Raw genomic sequence first — 21323 nt, forward strand, 5'->3', positions numbered from 1 at the left:
TTGAATCACTCAGTTACTCCGCCGCTCAGTTGCTCACCCGATGCGTGTCTTGCCAGCGGAGCAGGCGGCGGCTGAGTTGGGAAAGCAGGGCGTCGGTGAGCTGGCCGAGCACGGCGAAGAGCAAGATGCTAGCTAGAATGGTCTGGGGGCGGCCGGTCATTTGGCCATCAACCAGTAGAAAGCCCAAGCCCTTGTTGGCACCCATGATTTCGGCGGCTACCACAAACATCCACCCGAGGCCCAATCCGCTCCGAAGACCAACAAAGTAGGCGGGTAGCGTGGCCGGCATGAAAATGCGCCGAACCAGCTGAAACCCCGACAGCCGATACACCCGGCCCACTTCCACCAGCTTGCGGTCCACGCCCTGAATACCATTCATCAAGTTGAGGTACACCGGGAAAAACACACCCACCGCAATTAGCACCACTTTCGAGGTTTCGTAAATGCCCATCCACAGAATGAACAGCGGCACCCACGCCAACGACGGAATGTTGCGAATACCTTGTAGCAGCGGATCAAGCAATTGATTCAGCGTGCGGGAATATCCCGTTAGTGCCCCAAATACAGTGGCCAAGGCGCTGCCCAACAAGAACCCGAGTGCCACGCGCCACAGCGTAATGGCCAGATGCTCCCACAGTTCGCCGGTTAAGGCCATCTGCCAAATCGTAGCTAGTACGCGCGAAGGGGCGGGCAACAGGTTGGGTGGCAAAACCCCCACGCGGGCCAGCACTTCCCACACCACGAGCAGTAGCGCCGGTAACACAGCTCCGCGTAGCCAGCCCCATCGGCCCGGCGTGCGCAATACAACTTGCTCTGCCGCCGGCGTGCTAGCCGCAACCGGTGCGGTAGCAGGAGCAGGCGAAACGTATAGAGATGAAGATTCGGACATGAACAGTGGTTAGGCACTGTCATTGCGACGCCGGAGGAATCTGGATAAACGGTTCAGCGTCTTCACTCAGATTCCTCTTGCGCCGCAGTGACAGGAAGGCTTACTTGGCCGCGGTGGCTTTCACCTTGGCCGGCGTGATTTTTTCGGCGAACTGCGTGTCAATCAGGTTGCTGACGGTTTGGTTGATGTCCACATTCTGGTCGATGGTGCCACTTTTCTTGAGCACGTCGCCGGCTGCGGAAATGGTGCTGCGCTGCTGCGGGCCAAAGGTGATGTTGGATAAGTCGGTGCGCTCTAGCTGCTTGGCCGCTACGGCTTCGTTTAGCTTCGCCTCAGTAGCTAGTGTCTTTTTTAGTTCTTCGGGGTGCTCAACAGCCCACTGACGAGCTTTTTCATAACCAGCCAATACTTGGTCGACCAAGGCCGGATTCTGCTTGGCAAACTCTTCGCGCACATTCAGTACGCCGTAGCTATTGAAGTCGGCGTTGCGGTAAAACAGTCGGGCGCCCGATTCCAGTTCGGCTTTGGCCATGTGCGGATCTAGGCCAGCCCACGCATCGACGTCGCCTTTTTCGAGGGCGGCGCGGCCGTCGGGGTGTTGCAACGGAATTAGCTCGATGTCTTTCTCGCTCAGACCAGCTTGGTCGAGGGCGCGCAGCAAAAAGATGTAGGGGTCAGTGCCACGGGTAGCCGCCACGCGCTTGCCCTTCAGGTCGGCCACCGTTTTGATGGTGGATTTCGGACCAGTGCACAGCGCCGTCCACTCCGGCTTCGAGTAGATGTAAATAGATTTCAAAGGGTTGCCGTTGGCTTTGCCAATCAGGGCCGCGGCGCCAGCCGTAGAGCCGAAATCAATGCTGCTGCCATTTAGGAATTCCAAGGCCTTGTTGCTGCCCTGGCTGAGCACCCATTCCACCTTGATATTTTGCTTGGCTAAATCTTTCTCCAGCCAGCCCTGCTGCTTTAGCACCAAGCTCAGCGGATTGTAGTAGGCATAATCCAGACGCACAACCTCTGGCTGCGTGCCTTTGGTAGCAGTGCCAGCCCCTCCACATCCGGCCAGCAGCAAAAGTGTCATCAGCAGGGCCCCCATAAAAGAGAACTGCCGGTCAGATATAGCTGGATGTGAAGTGGTTGAGTTCATGAGAATCGGATGAAAGGTTATTGGGGCCGTTACTCGCCTCCGTACCGGAGCGAGATTAATGAGCGAAAACCTGGGCGTGAAAGCGTTCCAGGAAGTGCGTGATGTGTGCTGTTTCAATCAGAAAGCCGTCGTGGCCGAAGCGGGAATCCATTTCGGCATACATGGCGCCCGGAATGTGGCGAGCCAACAGTTGCTGCTCGGTCGGCGGAAACAGCACATCGGAGGTGATACCTATTATAAGGGTCCGCGCCTGCACCCGCCGCAAAGCCGCCGCTACGCCCCCGCGTCCGCGGCCAACGTTGTGCGAGTCCATGGCTCTTGATAGCGCCACGTACGTGTGCGCGTTGAAGCGGGCCACCAGCTTGTCGCCCTGATATTGTTGATAAGCGCTGGCTCGGAAATCGTCTATCTTTTCGTCGGTAGCTTCTGCCTGGGTTTCGCTGTAAGCTCCGTAGCTGCGGTAGCTCAGCAGCGCCACGGCCCGGGCGGCCCGCAAACCGGCTGCGCCACCTTCAGGCGTTGCTTGGTGGTAAGTGGAATCGGCGAAAATGGCTAGTCGTTGCGCTTCGTTGAAGGCAATGCCCCACGGCGAATGTTGGGCATTGGTAGCCAACAAGATCAGGTTTTCAAACACAGTTGGCTGCTGAACAGCCCATTCCAACGCCTGTTGGCCGCCCAGAGAGCCGCCAATCAGCGTGTGAATCTGCGTTAACCCGAGGTGCTGGCGTAGCGCTTCATGCGCCGCCACTAGGTCACGGATGGTAAGCAAAGGAAACTGCTGATACCGCGGAGCGCCCGTTTCCGGGGCCGGCGAAAGCGGATTGGTAGAGCCATAGCAAGAGCCCAGCACATTGGCGCATACTATAAACCAGTCAGCCGGATCGAAGTAGCAGTCTGACCCAAACAGGCCCGGCCACCAACCAAGCACATCGGCGTTGGCGGTGAGGGCATGGCACACCCACACTACGTTGTCGGCGGCGGCATTCAGGGTGCCAAAGGTGCTGTAAGCCACTTCCACACCAGTAAGCACCTCGCCGCTTTCCAGGGCTAAAGGTTTGGGTAGCAAGAAGCTTTGATTCTCAGGCATTTCGTTTGGGTAATGATTGATAAAGGAGAGAAGGAAACCGAGACGCCTGGGGTAGCACAACGGTTTTTAAGGCACTTACTCTGGGTTCTGTATTTGGTGGCTGCGTCACAAACAGCCAACGGGCTGAGCCAGCGAACCAGCCCAACCCGTGCTAGTTGTGGGATGGGAAAAGCGGCTCCCTCTCTCACAAAAAAACCGCCTTCCCACCCACGTGCTGCACTTGCTGAAAGTAGCCCGGCCGCCCCTCTCACCGACCGGCCGGGCCAGACCCTCTCCCTAGACTTCCAGCACAGCAGCGTGTTCTACTTCCTGCTCGGGCAGCGCGTCGCCGCTCGTAGCTTCAGAATCAGATTGCAAAGGCGCGGCGTTGCTTACGGCGTCGAACGCCTGCTGCAAGTCGGCCTGTATGTCTTCGAAATGCTCGATACCCACCGACAAGCGCAGCAGGGTAGGCGTTACGCCAGCCGAACGCTGCTCTTCTTCGGAAAGCTGCTGGTGCGTAGTAGCCGACGGCTGAATGATGAGCGTTTTGGCATCACCCACGTTGGCCAGGTGGCTTACCAGCTTCAGATTGTCGATGAACTGGGTGGCGGTGTCCTTGCTGCCTTTGATGGCGAAGGTGAGCACGCCGCCCGAGCCGCGCTTCAGGTATTTCTGCGCCAGCGCATTGTAAGGGCTGCTCTTCAGACCGGGATAGTTTACGGCTTCCACCTGCGGGTGCTGCTCCAGCCAAGTGGCAATGCGCAAGGCATTTTCTACGGTGCGCTCTACGCGCAAGCTCAAGGTTTCGAGGCCCTGCAACAGCAGGAAGGCGTTGAAGGGGCTCTGCGAAGGACCGAAGTCGCGCAGGCCTTCTACCCGAGCCCGGATGATAAAGGCGATGTTGCCGAATGGGCCACCTTTGCCAAACACGTCGTTGAAAACCAAGCCGTGGTAGCCTTCGCTCGGCTCCGTAAACTGCGGGAACTTGCCGTTGCCGAAGTCGTACTTGCCGCCGTCTACAATCACACCGCCGATGCTGGTGCCGTGGCCGCCAATCCACTTGGTAGCCGACTCCACCACGATGTGCGCGCCATGCTCCAGGGGGCGGAACAGGTAACCACCCGCGCCAAACGTGTTGTCAACGATAAGCGGTAAGTCGTGCTTATCGGCAATAGCGGCAATCTTCTCGAAATCTGGAATGCTGAAGCTTGGGTTACCAATGGTTTCCAGGTAAATAGCTTTGGTGTTATCGTCGATGAGGGCCTCAAAGCTCTCGGGCTTATCGCCGTCAGCAAAGCGTACTTCTATGCCCAAGCGCTTGAAGGCCACCTTGAACTGGTTGTAGGTGCCGCCATACAAGTGCGAGGTGCTCACGAAGTTGTCGCCGGCCTGCAAAATATTGTTGAGCGCAATGAACTGCGCCGCCTGCCCCGACGATACCGCCAGCGCGGCTACGCCACCTTCGAGGGCCGCAATGCGCTGCTCGAATACGTCGGTGGTGGGGTTCATCAAACGAGTATAGATGTTGCCGAACTCCTTCAGCGCAAACAGGTTGGCGCCGTGCTCTGCATTCTTAAACACATAAGAAGTGGTCTGATGGATCGGGACGGCACGCGAGCCGGTGGTAGGATCAGGCTGTTGGCCGGCGTGGAGTTGAAGCGTCTCGAAGTGATGGGTTGAAGCAGACATGGTTCAGCTGAGTTAAGGAATGTATGTAGGAAGAAAGAGAGTGTATTTCACTGTAAGCGAGGCCACAAGAAGCTGTGGCAGGTTGCCTTTGGCCACCCAAAACGCAGCGGCGCAGGTGTGGCAGAACTCAACGCCGGAGCCTAGGGCGTAGCGATGCTGGTTAAGAAGGCAATAAAAAGGGGAGGGGGAAGTGTGCCGGAGCCGTCAGGGGCTAACAACACCAACAACAGGCGCTACAACAGCAGCGCATTCGCATTCGAGTGGCCGGAGCAACCACAGGCGACAAGCGAAAACCCATCGGCAAACCAGTGCGCAGCGAAGCGACTAGAGCGGACAGGAGAAGTAAAGCGGAATTTAGGCTATTTTTCATGGTACTCAACTTATCTCTCCCGCCGATGAATGTCGGAGCGGGCAGGAATTGGCACCTTTCGTGTCAACGAAGGTTGCCAGTGGGTCACGGAGCCTGTTCTCTCGCCACTTCTGTATAAATCTGTAAAAACTGTCCCACCGTAAGCGGGGAGTACCGTGCTAGGTGTTGCAAATGTAAAGCCGGATTTGATATACGCAATACAAGCAAGAAATATTTTTTGTTTTTCTATTGCCTCAATTCAACTGTCCGAATTGTAAGATGAGGATGCTAAATGTGGCTGTATATCAGCTAGGTAACAAACAGTAAGAGGTGTGTGTATTAGTAGTTGCAACGGCTGTGCTATCTGCTAAGCGACTATTTTGTTGACCCAGCGCCAAAGAATTAGCGCATAAAAAAAGCCGCTCTGAAACAGAGTGGCTTTTATAAAATTTCCTAGAAGAAATCTTTTTACAGTGTCGGCAAAGTCAGGACCTGACCTACTTCGATATGATCGGGGTTTGAACCGATAGTGGCTTTGTTGGCATCATAAATCTGGTGCCACTTGGAGGCGTCGCCGTAGTGATTCTTGGCAATTTTGGACAGCGAATCGCCACTCACCACTGTGTAGCTCTGGCCTTGTGCGGCCGCGGGCTGCGTTGGTTGAGCAGGATTGCCGAAAAAGTCGGTAGCTCCGCCGGCAGCAGCAGGCTTAGCGGCAGGTTGTACTGGCTTTTTTTCGCCTTCGTTCGAGAGAAAATCAAATAGTCCCATGGTCGTGCGTTGGTTTAAGGTGAAAGCAGAACGCAGCTCATCTTCATGCGGTTGATGGCCACGGTGTTTGGCATCATACGCTGACACAGGTAAGAAGTTCGGGTTGTGTAAGTCAACAGTAGGTGAGCTGAACATCTTGCGGAAGCCCGTCGTAAGAGGCGCAATACCACTTGGGCTTACTAGTTCGTGGTAACGTACTCTCTCCCACTTTCAACCAATCTGCACATCGTATGAAAACCATGTCCTCTCCCTTTCGCTATGTAGCCAGCCTGCTGATGTTGCTGGTATTATTCACTGCTGCGTGTGGCAGCAAAGAAGGCAAAGTAGAAGGTGTCAATATGCTGTACGGCGCTCAAAGCAAGGTCTGGAAGACAGACAAAGAGCTAAGCTCCACCGGCGACAAAGTGAAGCAGACCGACGCGCAAGAAGATGAGCGCATTACTTTCTTTGCCAACGGGCAGTACAACATGACGGCCGCCGCTGGTGCCGTAAACGGTAAATACACCTTCGACCAAGCCGGCAAAAAAATCACGATGACCCCCGACGGTGCTCCCCAAAGCAACACCTTCGACGTGGTAACCCTGACCGATGATAAGCTGACGCTGAAGAGCCCCGAGGGTGCTGAGCTGCGCCTCGAAAAAGAATAACACTGAGCACACCTCTTTTTTAGAAAAATAAAAAAGCCTTTCCACTGCGGTGGAAGGGCTTTTTTGATGTCCGAACAGCTCCGCAGGAAGGGAAGATTTGCAACAAAACCGGTTGTAAAACGAAGCCATACTTCCACCTATAAGCAGTTAGCGCGCTACTGTTCTGCTGCTCTTGACACCCTCCCCAACCATGACACCCTACCAAGACCTCGACAAACAATACATCAACGGCCGCTGGCAAGACGGCCGCGAAGACGACACTATTCAGGACATCAACCCGTTCGATAATTCGGTGCTGCTCGACATCAAGTGCGGCGGCTTAGCCGAGTTGAACGAGGCGTATGCTGCTGCGCAACAAGCCGCTAAAACCTGGGGCACCACGCTTCCCCAAGAACGCCGGGACATTTTGCTGAAAGCGGCCGCTCTGCTGCTGGAGCGCAAAGACGAATTTGCCGAGTGGATTGCCAAAGAAGCCGGCGGCGCCCACGCCAAAGGAGAAGTGGAAGTGATGCTGGCCCACGAAGTGCTGCTGGAAGCCTCCTCTTTTCCTAACCGGCTACACGGCAGCATCCTCAATTCCAGCACGCCGGGCAAAGAAAGCCGCGTGTACCGCAAGCCCTTGGGTGTTATCGGGATAATCAGCCCCTGGAATTTTCCGGTGCACCTTTCTATGCGCTCCATAGCGCCGGCCCTGGCGTGCGGCAACACCATTGTGGTGAAGCCTGCCTCGCAAACGCCCGCAACCGGCGGCACGCTGCTCGCCAAGCTATTCGAGGAAGCAGGGCTACCGGCCGGCGTGTTCAACATAGTTATCGGCAAGTCTTCGGTGATTGGGGATGCTTTCGTGAGCCACCCCGTTCCGAAGATGATTTCCTTCACGGGTTCCACGCCAGTGGGCAAAGGCATTGGAAAACTAGCCGGTGAAAACCTGAAAAAGGTGGCGTTGGAGCTAGGCGGCAACAACGTGTTTATCGTGATGGAAGACGCCGATATCGACCGCGCCGTGGCCGCTGGCATGATGGGCAAGTTTATGCACCAGGGCCAGATTTGCATGGCCATCAACCGGTTTCTGGTGCACGAAAAGGTGTACGACGAGTTTTGCGGCAAGCTGGTAGAGCGCACCAAGGCCCTGAAAGTTGGCAACCCGCTCGACCGGGAAACCGACATCGGCCCGCTCATCGATGAAAAACAGGTGAAACGCATCCAGAAAGACATCGAAGAAAGCGTAGCCCAAGGCGCCAAAATCGAGTTTGGTGGTCAGGCAGATGGCGCCGTGCTCTACCCCACGGTAATGACCAATGTGCGCAACAGCATGCCCATTGCTCACAACGAAATCTTCGGGCCGGTGGCTTGTCTGGTGCCCTTCAAGGACGATGCGGAAATGCTGCAACTCGCCAATGAACTGGATTTCGGCCTCAGCGGCGCCCTCCACACCCGTAATGTGGAGCGGGGTGTGCAGCTGGCCCGCGAAGTGGAAACCGGCATGATTCACGTAAACGACCAAAGCGTAAACGACGAGCCCAACGCGCCCTTCGGCGGCGAAAAAGAGTCGGGCATGGGCCGCTTCGGGGGCGAGTGGGTGATGGAGGAAATGACCCGCGTGCAATGGGTGAGCGTGCAGCACACCCCACGCGAATACCCAATTTAATGCACGTCACGTCCCCTTCGGTAGATAGGTGCCAGACGTTAGCGCACGATAGACGCACCCCTCTCTTAGAGAATGTCGCGCATCAAGCGAGGTAAGCCGGGTATAAAGAAGGGAAGTTCACTACGAAGCCATAACTTCTTTGGGCCGGCGCGGGCCGAAAATCCGGGCTATCCAGCGGGGCAGGAATACGGCCCCTAGCACCAAGTACAGGTAGTACGTGACGAGGCGGTAAAGCAGTACCATGAAGTTGGTCATGGTAGGAGTGCCAATGAATTTGCCGAAGAAGGTCGGGAAAGCGCCTTCCGCAATGCCGGCGCCACCAGGTGTAATGGCAATCAGCAAGATGACCTTATAGGTCAGGTTGCGGCCGAAAATCAGCCAGAATTCCGGCCACGTCACGTCGATGAAAGCCGAAATTAAGCAGCCGATAACCAAGTAGCGGGCCGTCCAGACGAAGGCGGTGCTGAGCGAGGCGCGCAGCCAGTAGCCCCAACCGTTGCCACGCAGCTCGGCGGAAGCTAGCACCATTTCATTGCCCATCTTGTAGGCTTTGCCCCGCAGGCGCCGCAGTCCACGCATCGAGAAAAGCCGCACCAGGAGCCGCTTCACCGACCGGGGGTTGATGAAAATGGCGTAGAGCATAAGCAGCGCGTAGATGGTCACGAACACATAGCTAGCAATAAAGCCGATGCGCAACGTAGCTACCAGGCCGCCTTGCAGTGCTTCGTGCGGATACAGCGCATCACCCCCAATTAGAACTACCAGCGGTACCGCCAACACATAGTACAGGTTGTCGAGCATGGCGGTAGCCATAATGTACGCCACTGATTTGCCAAGCGGAATTCCCTCTTTGTGCAAGAGCACCGGCGCTACCGCCGTACCGCCAACCGCCGAGGGCAACACGCACGACGAAAACTCCCAAATCATGATGACATCGAGTGAAGCGCGCCAAGTAAGCACCTTTTGGGTGAGGTAGCGGATGCGGTACACGTAGCCAGCGTCGCGGGCGAGTAGTACGGCCACCATCACGAAAAGCCAGATCGGCTTGGCGTTGGCTAGGGGGGCTAGGTCGCCGGGTTTGTAGCTGCGCCAAAACATAAAACCGACCACACTCAGCCCAATCAGCACTGGCAAGACAATGCGCGAGGGGCGGAGCTTGTCCAGCAGTTGCTGGTCTTCAGTTTGTTGATCGGCTGAGGTGTGAGGCATGAGGGATGCGCAGGTAACGTAAATCAAAAGTAGGCATTCTGGCAGGGCAGGTAGTTAAAGAAGCGTTAATTAAGAACGATTTAAGTCTCATGCTTTCGTCGTCCACGCCAGTATAACTGTTGTTTTGGCTTGCTAATTGTGGAGAGGCGCCAGCTCATAAACCGCTTCCGGCTGAACCGCCCGAACAGAAAACCCGTAACTTTGGGTGTCGTACGCAGCAGGCGGCCAGAAGTCTATTAACCTTTTGGGCACGTCGGCTGTTGCCTTATCCCCATCTGCCTCTATTATACATGATTGTCGAACCCGGTGAATTGCTGGCGGCCATAGACTCGCCCGACGACCTGAAAAAGCTCAGCCAAGACCAGTTGGTTCAACTGAGCCAGGAACTACGTCAGTTCATTATTGATACGGTTTCGATATACGGGGGGCACTTTGGGGCTTCGCTAGGCGTAGTGGAACTGACGGTGGCCTTGCACTATGTGTTCAACACACCCTACGACCAGTTGGTATGGGATGTGGGCCACCAAGCCTACGGCCACAAAATCCTGACTGGCCGCCGCGACCGGTTCCCGACTAACCGCCGCTACAATGGCATGTCGGGCTTTCCGAAGCGCAAGGAAAGTGAGTATGATGCCTTTGGGGTAGGTCACAGCAGCACCAGCATTGGCGCTGCGCTCGGCATGGCCGTGGCCTCGGACTACAAAGGCGAATTCGACCGGCAGCACATTGCGGTCATCGGCGATGGTGCCATGACGGCCGGTATGGCTTTCGAGGCGTTGAATCACGCCGGCGTTACCAATTCCAATTTGCTGGTTGTTCTCAACGATAACTGCATGAGCATTGACCCCAATGTGGGCGCGCTCAAGGAATACCTCACCGACATTACCACCTCCCGCACCTACAACAAAGTGCGCGACGAGTTATGGAACGTGTTGGGCAAGCTCTCGAAATTCGGCCCCAACCCGCAGCAGATTGCTCGCAAAGTAGAGTCGGCCATGAAGGCGACGCTGCTCAAGCAAAGCAACCTGTTTGAGGCGTTGAAATTCCGTTATTTCGGACCTGTGGATGGGCACGATGTGCAGCACCTTGCCACCATCCTCAACGACCTGAAAAGCATTCCGGGCCCGAAAATCCTGCACTGCGTAACGGTTAAAGGCAAAGGCTATGCGCTGGCCGAAAAAGACCAGACGCTGTGGCACGCCCCAGGCCTGTTCGACAAGGTAACCGGCGAAATCAGCAAGAAAACTTACTCGACGCCGCAGCCGCCCAAGTATCAAGATGTGTTTGGCCACACCATGATTGAGCTGGCCGAGCAGAACGATAAAATCATGGGCGTGACGCCGGCCATGCCTTCTGGTTCGTCGCTGAACCTGATGATGGCTGCCATGCCCAAGCGTGCCTTCGACGTAGGCATTGCCGAGCAGCATGCCGTAACGTTCTCGGCCGGCATGGCTACGCAGGGTCTTATCCCGTTCTGCAATATCTACTCGTCGTTTATGCAGCGCGCCTACGACCAGGTGCTGCACGACGTGGCCTTGCAAAATTTGCACGTAGTCTTCTGCCTCGACCGGGCCGGTTTTGCTGGTGCTGACGGCCCTACCCACCACGGATGCTACGATATAGCCTATATGCGTTGCGTCCCGAACATGGTAGTGTCGGCCCCCATGAACGAGGAGGAATTGCGCAACCTGATGTACACGGCCACCCTGCCCGAAAATGCTGGCCCGTTCAGCATTCGCTACCCACGGGGCGAGGGTGTGATGCCGGAATGGCGTAAGCCGCTCAAGAAAATCACGGTGGGTAAGGGCCGCGTAGTGCGTACAGGTGAAGGCGTGGCGGTGCTCAGCATTGGCCATATCGGCAACTATGCCACCAAGGCCACTCAAAAGTTAGTTGCCGAAGGCCTCAACCCCGGCCACTACGACATGCGCTTCTGCAAGCCGCTGGATGAGGACCTGCTCCATACCATCTGCCAGCAATACCAAGCTCTTGTAACCGTAGAAGATGGCTGCCTGCAAGGCGGTTTCGGCTCGGCGGTGCTGGAGTTCATGGCCGACCATGGCTACCACCTCCCAGTCCGCCGCCTCGGCATCCCCGACCGGGTAGTAGAGCACGGCACCCAAGACGAACTCTACAAAGAGTGCGGCTTCGACGCTGACGGTATTGCCGCCGCCATGCGTGAATTAAGCGGTAAAGTAGTAGCCAAAGCTGCTATCGAAACGGTGTTGCTGTAGACTTAACTCACGGCAGCAAAGCGTATTTTATTGAAAGCCGAGGTAGCATCAGCTGCTTCGGTTTTTGTGTTTCTAATAGTTTTCGGGGGACTAATATTCAATCAAAAAATATTTATTAATGTATGTACATCAATTAAAATAATGTACATACATTTGTGACGTCATCTGAGAGGGCAGGAAGCCCATAAGATGTTTTATAACTTATCCTCGCAACGCCTACACTCATGGCAGCTACTAAGTGGGTCCTCGACCCCATGCACTCCGAAGTACAGTTCAAGATCAAGCACCTCGTTATCTCGACGGTAACTGGTTCTTTCAAGAAGTTTGAAGGCCAGGCCGTAACAGAAAACGACACCTTCGAAAATGCTCAGGTAACTTTTTCGCTGGATGTAGCCAGCATCGATACCAACCAGGAGCAGCGTGACGAGCACCTGCGCAACAACGACTTCTTCGACGCTACTACGTACCCACAAATCACCTTCACCTCAACTTCGCTCACCAAAAACGGCGACGAGTATAAGTTGGCTGGCAACCTGACCGTGAAGGACGTAACCAAGCCCGTAACGCTGGACGTAGAATTCGGCGGCACCGCCACCGACTTCTATGGCAACGAAAAAGCGGGTTTTGAAGTAACCGGCAAAATCAACCGCAAAGAGTTCGGCTTGACTTTCCACGCCGTAACCGAAGCTGGCTCTATCGTACTCGGCGACGACGTGAAGCTATTCGCCAACGTGCAGTTCGTTAAGCAAAAAGAAGAAGTACTCGCCTAATCGAGTTTCAAAATAGTATCGCAGTGAAAAGAGCAGGCTACCTAAAGTGGCCTGCTCTTTTCTGTTTGTGGCTGTTAATACTGACCTTACTACCTTCAGCTTCGCAGCGTTTCTGAATAACGGTCAGGATGCGGCGTTGAATTTCGCTCATCACATAATCGGTCCAGAGTCCGGCGTAGGGGTTGAGGCGAGTGCTCAGGCGCTGTTGGCTATATAGAATGAGCTGTGTGTGGCCGGCTCCGGCAGCTTCTAATTCGTAGGTGCCGCGTAGCACATCAAAGAATCGTCCGCCTACCGTTACGTGTTCATCAAAGGTGGTGGGAGGGATGGTGGCAGTGTTGGGTACGATGCTAAACGACAAGCGGCGTTGCGGCTCCCAAACGTCGACCGTCTCGATGAATTCGACGCCGCGCTCAAAGGTAGCGTGACGGACACCGCCAATGCCTTCGTGCGTGAGGGTGGCTTCGACGGGCCGCGGAAAGCCGATGTTGTCTATTACACTCGGGCCTAAGTCGGTTGCTGGAATAGGTGGCACACGAATAATATTTTGCCATACTACATCGATAGGCGCGGCAATGAGTACTGTGTTTTCGACGCGTCGCAAATCGTCGGGTGCAGCGAACTGGCTTTCGACTGGGGCCATCAGGAAGGGCAGGAGGGCAAAAGCAGTAAGCGTATAAGTCTTCTTTCTATCAGGTCTGTTCTCGGTGAAACGTATGTAAAGGTTGGCACCCACGCAGGCGGTAACTAGAAATAGCGGCGAAATAATCAGCACGCAAATCATGCCTTCTAAATGCAGTAGCAAGGACATGAATAAGAATAGCACAACTGTTAGGAACGGGCTCCACACCGTGCGCCACATCCATTTGGCTGTAGGAGGTGTGAAATGCGCCGTAGTAGCGCCAAGAGCCATGGGAATAAGCACCAGAAAGCACAGCATGAGCAGCCCGCCCGCATCATTTAACAAACGGCTGGCGAAGGCAAAACGGCCAACCAAGGCAACGAGTAAACCAGCTGCAAAAGCAATGACATACTGAAGATTATGGCGTTCGATAGAAGGCATGTGGATAGCATAGTGTGATAACAAGCAAAGCAAATGTGCGTAATTGTGGCGGTTCATCAGCGCGGCCGTTTGCGTGGCGGCATCATTTTTTATGGCTTCTCAACACCCCACTATCCTTTTCCTGCATGGCTTTGCCGAAAGCCGAGAGATATGGACTGACTTCACCCGCGAGTTTCCAGCTGGGTATCGGCTGCTTACACTCAATCTGCTCGGGCATGGCACCAATGTACACGATGTGCGCGACTATAGCATGGAAGCACAAGCGCGCTACGTGGCCGAGCAGTTGCGCCAGAAAGGGGTAGAAAATGCATTGCTAGTCTGCCATAGTATGGGCGGCTATGTGGCGCTGGCCTTTGCCGAGCGTTACCCCGAGAAAGTGGCGGGCCTGGTGCTGTTCCACTCCACGGCCCTGCCCGACACCGACGAGAAAAAAGCCAACCGCGACAAGAACATGGATTTCGTGCGCCGCCACGGCGTCGAGAAGTTTATGGAGTCGTTTATCAGGCCACTGTTTGCGCCAGCCAACCGGGAGCAGATGCGCGAGCAGCGCGAGTTTTTGGAAGAAATAGGCCGGTCCACCCCCGAAGCCACCGTACTCGGTGCGCTGGAAGCCATGCGCAACCGCCCCGACCGTACCAAGGTGCTAAAGGAAGCCGAATTTCCAGTTCTCTTTATCGGGGGCAAAGACGACGTAGCCGTAACCGTGGAAAGCCTGCTACCGCAACTGGCCCTGCCCACCGAAAGCCATGCCCTACTCCTCAGTGACGTCGGCCACCTTGGCTATTTCGAGGAGGCAGAGTTGACCCGGCGAAGCGTGGTAGACTTTGCGGGTAGAGTGTTCCAGACAGCCATTGAAGTACCTCGGCGTTAACACCGAACAGGTGTTGTGCGTACGCCCAAGCGGCCACTCAGCTAGCTGAGTGGCCGCTTTTTTTACCGACCCTGCTCTGTATGGCTGATCTTAAACCCACCGTTGTTTTTTTGCATGGCTTCCTGGAAAGCAGCGAAATCTGGAACGACTTTCTGCGCGACTTTCCTGCCGAGTACCGAACCCTTTGCCCTGACCTGCCTGGCTACGGCCCCAATGCCACTCCACCCACCGACTATTCGCTGGAAGCAGCGGCGGAGTACGTGCAACACTATTTGGCAGATAGAGAAGCGCACCGTGTGCTGTTGGTAGGGCACAGCATGGGTGGCTTTGTAGCTTTGGCCTTTGCCGAGAAGTACCCGGGGCAGGTGGCCGGACTGTGCTTGTTTCACTCGTCAGCCTCAGCCGAGAAAGAAGAAGACCACGAGCGGCACCAGCGCAACCGCGACTTTCTGGAGCAACACGGGGTGGTGGCGTACGCCGAAGAGTTTTTGAAGCCGCAGTTCTCGCCGAGCCACCGTGAATCAATGACCAACCAAGTAGCCCTGCTGCAGCACATAGCCGCTGCCGTACCTCTCGAAATAGCCTTAGGCAGCCTTGATGCCCTGTCACGGCGCCCTGAGCGGTATGATGTGCTGCGCAAGGCTACGTACCCCGTCCTCTTCATTGCTGGCAAAGACGACAAAGCGGTTCCCCTGGAGAAGACGCACGAAGAAAGCTTGCTGGCTGACCACAGCACAGTAGTATGGCTGGCCAATGTGGGACACGTCGGATTTTTGGAGCGCCCCGCCGACACCCGGCGAGCTATAGAGGGCTTTGCGAAGCTGATCTTTCAGCTATAGCAATAAGATAAAACGTGCAACTTAAGATAGTTAACAGGGCGCACTCTACTTGATTCTGAACGTAAAAGGTATCACGGAGAATACCTTCACTGGCTTGCCTTTCAATTGGGCTGGCGTTAGGGCAGCTGGTTGGGCGAGGGCGGCATCCAAAACGGCTTGGTTCAGCTCCGAGCCAGCTGACCTGACCACTTGAGCTTGTTCGAGTGCGCCCGCTTCATTGACTACAAAGTACAGATAAACAGTGCCCTCCTGGCGGTTGCGCAAGGCCTGAGCCGGGTATTTCAAGGAACGCTGAATTCTGGTTTGAATGTCATATTTGTCGGCCGGTGTGTTGAACGTTGGCATTTGGTCGGCGTAGGGATAAACCTTTTCTTTTGGAGCAGTTGATGGGGCAGGATTGAAGATGAGCGGCAGTACAAACACGTCGCTTTCCACGGGCTCACCTTTCAGGGTGGCCGGAGTCCAAGCGGGCATGGCTTGTATCCACTGCGTTGCGGTTTTCTCTAGTACCAACTTTGCAGCATCGATAACTTCCCGTGGTGGCGGAGTCTGTTGCGGCTTGCGCATGAGGGGCCCTATGGGCTTCGCCTCTAGTACCTTACCTTCTTTGCTGATCTTGAATTGAATGAACACCCGCGCATCCAGTGCCGCGGCCTGAGCAGCCTCCGGATACGGAATAGACTGCAAGTAGGCAAGCAATGCTTCCGGACCGCCCGGATATTTGGCATCTACATATGCCGTAGGATCTAAGGCCGGCTGCTGAATAGCAAAGCTGATGGGCACCGTCATGGCCACGGCCACCGGTTTGCCTTGCTGCTGCCCCGGCTGCCAGGTCGACATAGCCGTTACCACGCGTAAAGCTTCCTGGTCTAGCGCTGGATGAACAGACCTCACTACCCGCGCCTGCTCTACTTGCCCTTGCGCATTAACCACAAAGGTGACGAACACCTTGCCGCTGGCACCCGCCTGAACCGCCTCAGCAGGATAATGGGTGTTGCGCCGCAAATACGCCACAATCGAATCGTTGCCGCCCCCATTGTACTTGGGCATTTGCTCTGCAAACGTGTAGACCTGCGTGGCAGGTGGCAAAGTGGTTTGAGCAAACAAGTGGGTAGCAATAACGAGCAGTAGCCCTGTCAGCGCACTGCAATAGCGGGCTTTCTTGGTGAGGTTCATTGGGGATATGAACGGGTGGGAAGTTGAATGGTCAAGGTAGGGCGTTTTCACCTAGTATGTTCCGGTTGTTGTGGGTCTGGGCCGGAGGTATAGAGCTGGTGAGAAGTACAAAGCAAAAAGCCTCCCAAACATAGTTTGAGAGGCTTTGAGTAGCTATAAACAGCAGTTGAAATTATACGGCAGCCGCAACTTCCTGAAGCAAACCCATCTTCATCATGGCCTCGGCAATTTGCACGGCATTTGTAGCGGCGCCCTTGCGCAGGTTGTCAGCTACCACCCACATGTTGAGGGTGCGCGGCTGCGTTTCGTCGCGGCGCAAACGGCCGACGAGCACGGCGTCGCGGCCGTGGGCATCCTTGGGCATGGGGTAGCGGTTGTTGGCTACGTCGTCCACTACTTCCACGCCTTCGGTGTTGCGCAGGATGCGGTACACGTCTTCCAACTCAAACTCTTGCTCGAACTCCACGTTCACGGATTCGGAGTGGCCGCCCATCACCGGGATGCGCACGGTGGTAGCCGTTACGCGGATGTTGTCGTCGCCCATGATTTTCTTGGTCTCCTTCACCATCTTCATTTCCTCTTTGGTGTAGCCATTGTCCTCGAACACGTCGATGTGAGGCAGCACGTTCAAGTCGATGGGGTGGGGGTAGGCGGGGTTGCTGGCGGCTTGGCCAGCGCGCTCTTGCATGAGCTGGTCCACAGCTTTTTTGCCGGTGCCCGTTACGCTCTGATAGGTGCTCACTACAATGCGCTGCACTTTGTAGGCCTCGTGTAACTTATTGAGGGCTACCACCATCTGAATGGTCGAGCAGTTGGGGTTGGCAATAATCTTGTCGTCGGCCGTTATTTCCTTGGCGTTGATTTCGGGCACTACCAATTTCTTGGTAGGGTCCATGCGCCAGGCCGAGGAGTTGTCGATAACGACGGTGCCGACTTCAGCGAAACGCGGAGCCTGCTCTTTCGATACCGAACCACCAGCCGAGAAAATGGCTACCGCCGGACGGGCCGCAATAGCGTCGTCCATGCTTACCACTTTGTACTTTTTGCCTTGGTACTCGATTTCCTGACCCACCGATTTTTCGGAGGCAACGGGCAGGAGTTCTGTGACCGGGAAGTTACGTTCGGCCAACACTTTGAGCATCTCACCACCGACCAAACCGGTGGCACCTACTACGGCTACTTTCATGGTTGTTAAGGTTTGGATTCCGTAAAGGTAAGGCCAGTTATTTCTTTTATCTTTCTGGCCGTGCTTTATAGGGAAAAAGTGCAGCAAGTCCCGGGTTTGTTCAATAAATTAGAAGGCTATTTGCTGCAACTATTTCCGGCCTGCTTGGCGTGCAATTATATCTGTATTCGTGAAAAAACTATTACTCGTATTGCTACTGGCGCCACTGACGGCGGCGGCTCAGCTACTCGATACTTTTGCCGACGGCAACTTAACACAAAACCCCGCTTGGACAGGTGATGCAGCTAGTTTCCAAGTAGTAAACCAGCAGCTCCAAAGCAACGGCCCCGCTGTCACCGGCACCAGTTTGCAACTCATAACGCCCGTGCAGGTGGCTGGTGCCACCACGTGGGAGTTCTGGGCGAACCTGCGACTGGCTACCAGCAGCGGCAACTATGCCGATGTATGGCTGCTTTCCGAACAAGCCGACTTGAAAGCCACCGGCAACCGCGGCTACTTCGTGCGCCTCGGCGGCACCACCGACGAAGTATCCCTGTTTCGCAAAGATGCCACCGGAAGCCCGGTTAACGTGATAAATGGCGCAGACGCTACGCTCAACTCCGCAACCAACAACTTGGTGCGCGTTCGGGTAACCCGTTCGGCGCAAGATGTTTGGACCCTGGAACGAGACTTGACAGGTGGTACTGCTTACGTGAAAGAAGGCACTGCCACAGATGCCACGCTACGGCACGGGGCTTATGTGGGAGTAGCTCTGACGTATTCATCAGCCAACAGTCGGGCCTTCTACTTCGATGATTTTCGGGTGTCGGATACGGCACCACCCGCACCAATTTCCGTGGCCGTGGTAGCCGCTCGGCAGCTTAATGTAGCTTTCAACGAACCGGTGGCAGCTATGCAAGCAGCCGCCAATTACCGCTTGGCTGCTACCGGGGCACCCGCCGTACTCACCGCGCAGCGCGATGCTGCTGATGCCGCCTTGGTGTACTTGACGATGGCCGCCGACTTAGCGCCCGGCGCCAACGCCTTAGAGGTCCGCAACGTTGCCGACTTGTATGGCAACACTGCCGCTGGGCCCCTTACCGTTAGCTTCCGGAGCAATGGGTTTGCGGTAGCACCAAGCCTGAATCAGGTGCTTATTACCGAAATATTTGCCGACGAAACTCCAGTCGTTGGGTTGCCCGCGTCAGAGTACCTAGAAATTCATAACCCTTCGGCTACTGCAGTAATAGATTTGGCTGGCGTTCGACTGCTTAAGTCAAGCAGTACTACCAGCACAGCAGTATTTCCGAGCGGCGCGGTCCTGCTGCCCGGTGAATATGCTGTAGTATGCAGCAGTACGCGCGCTACGCATTTCACTGCTTTCGGAAAAGTATTTGGCCTAACCAACTTCCCTAGCCTAACCAACGCTGGCGACGAGCTTTTACTACGCGGCCGCAACGGTCAGACGCTGTTTGAAATCAACTATTCCGATACCTGGTACAAGGACAGCCGCAAGAAAGACGGGGGGTGGAGCCTAGAAATGGTAGATGCCAGCAACCCTTGCGCCGCTATCGAAAACTGGACAGCCAGCACCGATGCCAGCGGTGGCACGCCAGGCCGGGCTAACGCTGTGCGCGCCGCCAATGCCGACCGCACGGCACCTGTCTTGCTGCGTGCCCTGGCCTTAAACTCAACTACAGTTCGGTTGCTCTTTGGAGAAAAGCTAGACAGTACCACCGCTGCTAACCCCGCGCTGTATACGCTTGCGCCCGCTATGGCTATTACGCGAGTAGCGCCCGTAGCCCCCGATTTTCGGGCCGTGGACCTACTAGTAGGTGCTTCCCTACAGCCCAATCAGCCCTTATCCATAACTGTACAGCGCGCCACCGACTGCGTAGGTAATGCGGCCGGTCCGGCCACGTCGGCCACCTTTGCACTGCCCGCAGCTGTAGCCGCTGGTGATGTAGTGATAAATGAAATCCTATTCAACCCGCGCACTAATGCGGTAGACTTCGTGGAGCTTTTCAACCGCTCGGCCAAGTACCTCGATGTGCAAGGCTGGCAGTTAGGCCTCGAAAAAGCAGATGGCACTATCGATCAGGAGCCCGTGAGCGGCAGTGCCTACGTGCTGGCACCCGGTCAGTTCCTGCTACTCACCACGCGCCCCGACGTCGTCCAGAGCCAGTACCCAACCAGTGCCGAGCCGGCCGCCTTTCTACAAATGGCTGGCTTCCCGACGTACCCCGATGATGCGGGTATTGTGGTGGTTCGGGATGCTCAAAACCATATCCTGGACCGCTACGCCTATAGCACCGAGCAGCACCTCAAGCTTCTGGACGATGTAAACGGTGTATCGTTGGAGCGCATTCGGGCGGATGCCCCGAGCGTAGCAAGCAATTTTCACTCGGCGGCTAGTGCTGTAGGCTACGCCACGCCCGGCCGCCGCAACTCCCAACTGCAAGCCGACCCGAGCGGAGGGCAGCAATTCAGTTTAGCGCCCGAAGTATTCACGCCCGACGAAGACGGCCAGCAGGACTTTACCACTCTCAACTACACCCTCGACAGCCCCGGCTACGCCGCCAGCGTGACCATCTACGATGCCCAAGGCCGTTTAACGCGCCGTTTGGTGCGTAATGAAACCCTGGCAACCACTGGCTTTTTCCAGTGGGATGGACTCAATGACCGAGGCCAGAAAGCGGCAATTGGCTACTATGTATTGCAGATTGAGTTGCTGAAACCGAACAGTGGCGAAAAGCGGGACTACCGGAAAACGGTAGTGCTAGGGGCGCGCTTCTAAACGGCGGAAGAGGTTGGCGTAAAACCAGCGGCGTAGCACGAAGCTCAGGGCCTCATGCTACGCCGCTAGTTTTATTGCCGCCTTAAACGCTGTAGCCGAACTGCCGGATGCTGGGCTTCCAGAATTCCGGGTGGAACTGAATCCAGCCGTGGACACCGAAGGGAAGACTGCTGAGGTTTTGGTTGCTGAATGGCAGATCTTGCTCTTCCCACTCCACATACTCGGCCCCGAACTTCTGGGCCAGTTCCTTAGCCGGCACCTTGAACTTGGAAAGCTTAGGGAAGTGCTGCATAACGAAAAGATCTTCCAGCAACTGCTTCTTACGCTTCCTCCTGATCCAGTTGTAAAGCTTGATATAGAACTTATACTTCGAGGTGATGCGGTAGAAAGTGTCGATTTTCTTGAGGGCAAAACCGCCGTTGCCGAAGTACTCTGGGGCCCCAAACCCGATGGCCTTCCGGAAAGGCTGATCCACAATGGCCGTCCATTGAGGATGGAAAATAACCGCACTCAGGAAGTCGTAGCCCATGCGACACCACTTCTCTAACTCATCCCGGAATACAAAGGAGTCCATGTGGTGCACCAGCATGTACTCGTACTTAGCGAAGCGCTGGTAATACTCGGGGCTGAGCAATAGCTCACCGTACGCTTCGTGGCCTTTCCAATTGAACCTTTCAAAATGAACGTCGGCTTTGCCTCGGCAGAAGTCTTCGTACCACGTCGTATCAAGGTCGGTAGGTACCATGAACGTGATAGGATGCTTGTGCAGAACAGCCAGAATCTGCGTAAGTGAAACCTTCTCTAATTCAGTTGGTTCCGTCAGATAAGCCGGTATTACAACAGTCACAAGTTGTCTGTTCATATAAGAAATCCTGGATTGATTTGTAAAAATGCACTATAAATCTATTTATAGCAACATCCTTTAATTCAATTTTAATGTGGTGCCCTGTTTATGTTCCAGTCAAAGAGTGAATGATAATCACTGCCGAGGCA

At 55.3% G+C, this 21323-nt stretch carries 17 protein-coding genes and 1 riboswitch; of the genes, 7 read left to right on the top strand and 10 right to left on the bottom strand.

Annotated features, from left to right (window positions below):
* Positions 1-25: 25 nt before the first annotated feature.
* The 5 genes from P1X16_RS16475 to P1X16_RS16495 form a co-directional block, all read right to left on the bottom strand.
* Entirely contained in the window at positions 26-889 is an 864-nt protein-coding gene (locus tag P1X16_RS16475; RefSeq protein ID WP_277231175.1) for an ABC transporter permease, read from the bottom strand.
* A 100-nt stretch (positions 890-989) separates the two neighbouring features.
* Positions 990-2033, bottom strand: coding sequence for an aliphatic sulfonate ABC transporter substrate-binding protein (locus P1X16_RS16480; RefSeq protein ID WP_277231177.1), 1044 nt, complete (start codon positions 2031-2033; stop codon positions 990-992).
* Between the two features lie 55 nt (positions 2034-2088).
* Entirely contained in the window at positions 2089-3120 is a 1032-nt protein-coding gene (metX, locus tag P1X16_RS16485) for a homoserine O-acetyltransferase (protein ID WP_277231179.1), read from the bottom strand.
* Positions 3121-3396: 276 nt separating this feature from the next.
* On the bottom strand, positions 3397-4791 hold the full coding sequence (locus tag P1X16_RS16490) for an O-acetylhomoserine aminocarboxypropyltransferase/cysteine synthase (RefSeq protein ID WP_277231180.1): 1395 nt from the start codon (positions 4789-4791) through the stop codon (positions 3397-3399).
* A gap of 377 nt (positions 4792-5168) precedes the next feature.
* Positions 5169-5282, bottom strand: a riboswitch (SAM riboswitch).
* 326 nt (positions 5283-5608) lie between these two features.
* Positions 5609-5911 carry a LysM peptidoglycan-binding domain-containing protein gene (locus P1X16_RS16495; protein ID WP_277231182.1) on the bottom strand — a complete coding sequence of 101 codons (303 nt, stop codon included), beginning with the start codon at positions 5909-5911 and terminating at the stop codon, positions 5609-5611.
* Between the two features lie 239 nt (positions 5912-6150).
* On the opposite strand from P1X16_RS16495, the gene P1X16_RS16500 reads away from it, so the two are divergent.
* Complete coding sequence (locus P1X16_RS16500) at positions 6151-6558, top strand: lipocalin family protein (RefSeq protein WP_277231184.1); 408 nt, start codon at positions 6151-6153, stop codon at positions 6556-6558.
* Between the two features lie 190 nt (positions 6559-6748).
* On the top strand, positions 6749-8206 hold the full coding sequence (locus P1X16_RS16505; protein ID WP_277231185.1) for an aldehyde dehydrogenase family protein: 1458 nt from the start codon (positions 6749-6751) through the stop codon (positions 8204-8206).
* A 120-nt stretch (positions 8207-8326) separates the two neighbouring features.
* Here P1X16_RS16505 and P1X16_RS16510 read toward each other — a convergent pair whose 3' ends face one another.
* Positions 8327-9415: a lysylphosphatidylglycerol synthase transmembrane domain-containing protein gene (locus tag P1X16_RS16510; RefSeq protein WP_277231187.1), complete on the bottom strand. Its 1089-nt coding sequence runs from the start codon at positions 9413-9415 to the stop codon at positions 8327-8329.
* A 290-nt stretch (positions 9416-9705) separates the two neighbouring features.
* Between P1X16_RS16510 and dxs the strand changes: the two genes are divergently transcribed.
* On the top strand, positions 9706-11649 hold the full coding sequence (dxs, locus tag P1X16_RS16515) for a 1-deoxy-D-xylulose-5-phosphate synthase (protein WP_277231189.1): 1944 nt from the start codon (positions 9706-9708) through the stop codon (positions 11647-11649).
* 224 nt (positions 11650-11873) lie between these two features.
* Positions 11874-12419: a YceI family protein gene (locus tag P1X16_RS16520; protein WP_277231191.1), complete on the top strand. Its 546-nt coding sequence runs from the start codon at positions 11874-11876 to the stop codon at positions 12417-12419.
* 37 nt (positions 12420-12456) lie between these two features.
* On the opposite strand, the gene P1X16_RS16525 is transcribed toward P1X16_RS16520, so the two are convergent.
* A complete protein-coding gene (locus P1X16_RS16525; protein WP_277231193.1) occupies positions 12457-13482 on the bottom strand; it encodes a hypothetical protein in 1026 nt (341 codons plus the stop codon).
* Positions 13483-13573: 91 nt separating this feature from the next.
* Between P1X16_RS16525 and P1X16_RS16530 the strand changes: the two genes are divergently transcribed.
* Together P1X16_RS16530 and P1X16_RS16535 are read left to right on the top strand one after the other, a co-directional pair.
* Positions 13574-14353, top strand: coding sequence for an alpha/beta hydrolase (locus P1X16_RS16530; RefSeq protein WP_277231195.1), 780 nt, complete (start codon positions 13574-13576; stop codon positions 14351-14353).
* A gap of 80 nt (positions 14354-14433) precedes the next feature.
* Positions 14434-15192 carry an alpha/beta hydrolase gene (locus tag P1X16_RS16535; protein WP_277231196.1) on the top strand — a complete coding sequence of 253 codons (759 nt, stop codon included), beginning with the start codon at positions 14434-14436 and terminating at the stop codon, positions 15190-15192.
* 45 nt (positions 15193-15237) lie between these two features.
* Here the strand turns inward: P1X16_RS16535 and P1X16_RS16540 are convergent, their stop codons facing one another.
* Positions 15238-16368 carry a TonB family protein gene (locus tag P1X16_RS16540; protein ID WP_277231198.1) on the bottom strand — a complete coding sequence of 377 codons (1131 nt, stop codon included), beginning with the start codon at positions 16366-16368 and terminating at the stop codon, positions 15238-15240.
* 172 nt (positions 16369-16540) lie between these two features.
* Positions 16541-17554, bottom strand: a complete 1014-nt coding sequence (locus P1X16_RS16545) for an aspartate-semialdehyde dehydrogenase (RefSeq protein WP_277231199.1) — start codon at positions 17552-17554, stop codon at positions 16541-16543.
* A gap of 169 nt (positions 17555-17723) precedes the next feature.
* On the opposite strand from P1X16_RS16545, the gene P1X16_RS16550 reads away from it, so the two are divergent.
* Entirely contained in the window at positions 17724-20330 is a 2607-nt protein-coding gene (locus tag P1X16_RS16550) for a lamin tail domain-containing protein (protein WP_277231201.1), read from the top strand.
* An 82-nt stretch (positions 20331-20412) separates the two neighbouring features.
* Here the strand turns inward: P1X16_RS16550 and P1X16_RS16555 are convergent, their stop codons facing one another.
* Positions 20413-21192 carry a DUF5672 family protein gene (locus tag P1X16_RS16555; RefSeq protein WP_277231203.1) on the bottom strand — a complete coding sequence of 260 codons (780 nt, stop codon included), beginning with the start codon at positions 21190-21192 and terminating at the stop codon, positions 20413-20415.
* Between the last annotated feature and the right edge of the window lie 131 nt (positions 21193-21323).

It is taken from the genome of Hymenobacter sp. YC55 (assembly GCF_029433095.1).
Lineage (GTDB): Bacteria > Bacteroidota > Bacteroidia > Cytophagales > Hymenobacteraceae > Hymenobacter.

Bases quoted from the DNA above. Each gene is read 5' to 3' on its own strand.
- P1X16_RS16475 (WP_277231175.1), bottom strand. From the start codon at position 889: ATGTCCGAATCTTCATCTCTATACGTTTCGCCTGCTCCTGCTACCGCA.
- P1X16_RS16480 (WP_277231177.1), bottom strand. From the start codon at position 2,033: ATGAACTCAACCACTTCACATCCAGCTATATCTGACCGGCAGTTCTCT.
- metX (WP_277231179.1), bottom strand. From the start codon at position 3,120: ATGCCTGAGAATCAAAGCTTCTTGCTACCCAAACCTTTAGCCCTGGAA.
- P1X16_RS16490 (WP_277231180.1), bottom strand. From the start codon at position 4,791: ATGTCTGCTTCAACCCATCACTTCGAGACGCTTCAACTCCACGCCGGC.
- P1X16_RS16495 (WP_277231182.1), bottom strand. From the start codon at position 5,911: ATGGGACTATTTGATTTTCTCTCGAACGAAGGCGAAAAAAAGCCAGTA.
- P1X16_RS16500 (WP_277231184.1), top strand. From the start codon at position 6,151: ATGTCCTCTCCCTTTCGCTATGTAGCCAGCCTGCTGATGTTGCTGGTA.
- P1X16_RS16505 (WP_277231185.1), top strand. From the start codon at position 6,749: ATGACACCCTACCAAGACCTCGACAAACAATACATCAACGGCCGCTGG.
- P1X16_RS16510 (WP_277231187.1), bottom strand. From the start codon at position 9,415: ATGCCTCACACCTCAGCCGATCAACAAACTGAAGACCAGCAACTGCTG.
- dxs (WP_277231189.1), top strand. From the start codon at position 9,706: ATGATTGTCGAACCCGGTGAATTGCTGGCGGCCATAGACTCGCCCGAC.
- P1X16_RS16520 (WP_277231191.1), top strand. From the start codon at position 11,874: ATGGCAGCTACTAAGTGGGTCCTCGACCCCATGCACTCCGAAGTACAG.
- P1X16_RS16525 (WP_277231193.1), bottom strand. From the start codon at position 13,482: ATGCCTTCTATCGAACGCCATAATCTTCAGTATGTCATTGCTTTTGCA.
- P1X16_RS16530 (WP_277231195.1), top strand. From the start codon at position 13,574: ATGGCTTCTCAACACCCCACTATCCTTTTCCTGCATGGCTTTGCCGAA.
- P1X16_RS16535 (WP_277231196.1), top strand. From the start codon at position 14,434: ATGGCTGATCTTAAACCCACCGTTGTTTTTTTGCATGGCTTCCTGGAA.
- P1X16_RS16540 (WP_277231198.1), bottom strand. From the start codon at position 16,368: ATGAACCTCACCAAGAAAGCCCGCTATTGCAGTGCGCTGACAGGGCTA.
- P1X16_RS16545 (WP_277231199.1), bottom strand. From the start codon at position 17,554: ATGAAAGTAGCCGTAGTAGGTGCCACCGGTTTGGTCGGTGGTGAGATG.
- P1X16_RS16555 (WP_277231203.1), bottom strand. From the start codon at position 21,192: ATGAACAGACAACTTGTGACTGTTGTAATACCGGCTTATCTGACGGAA.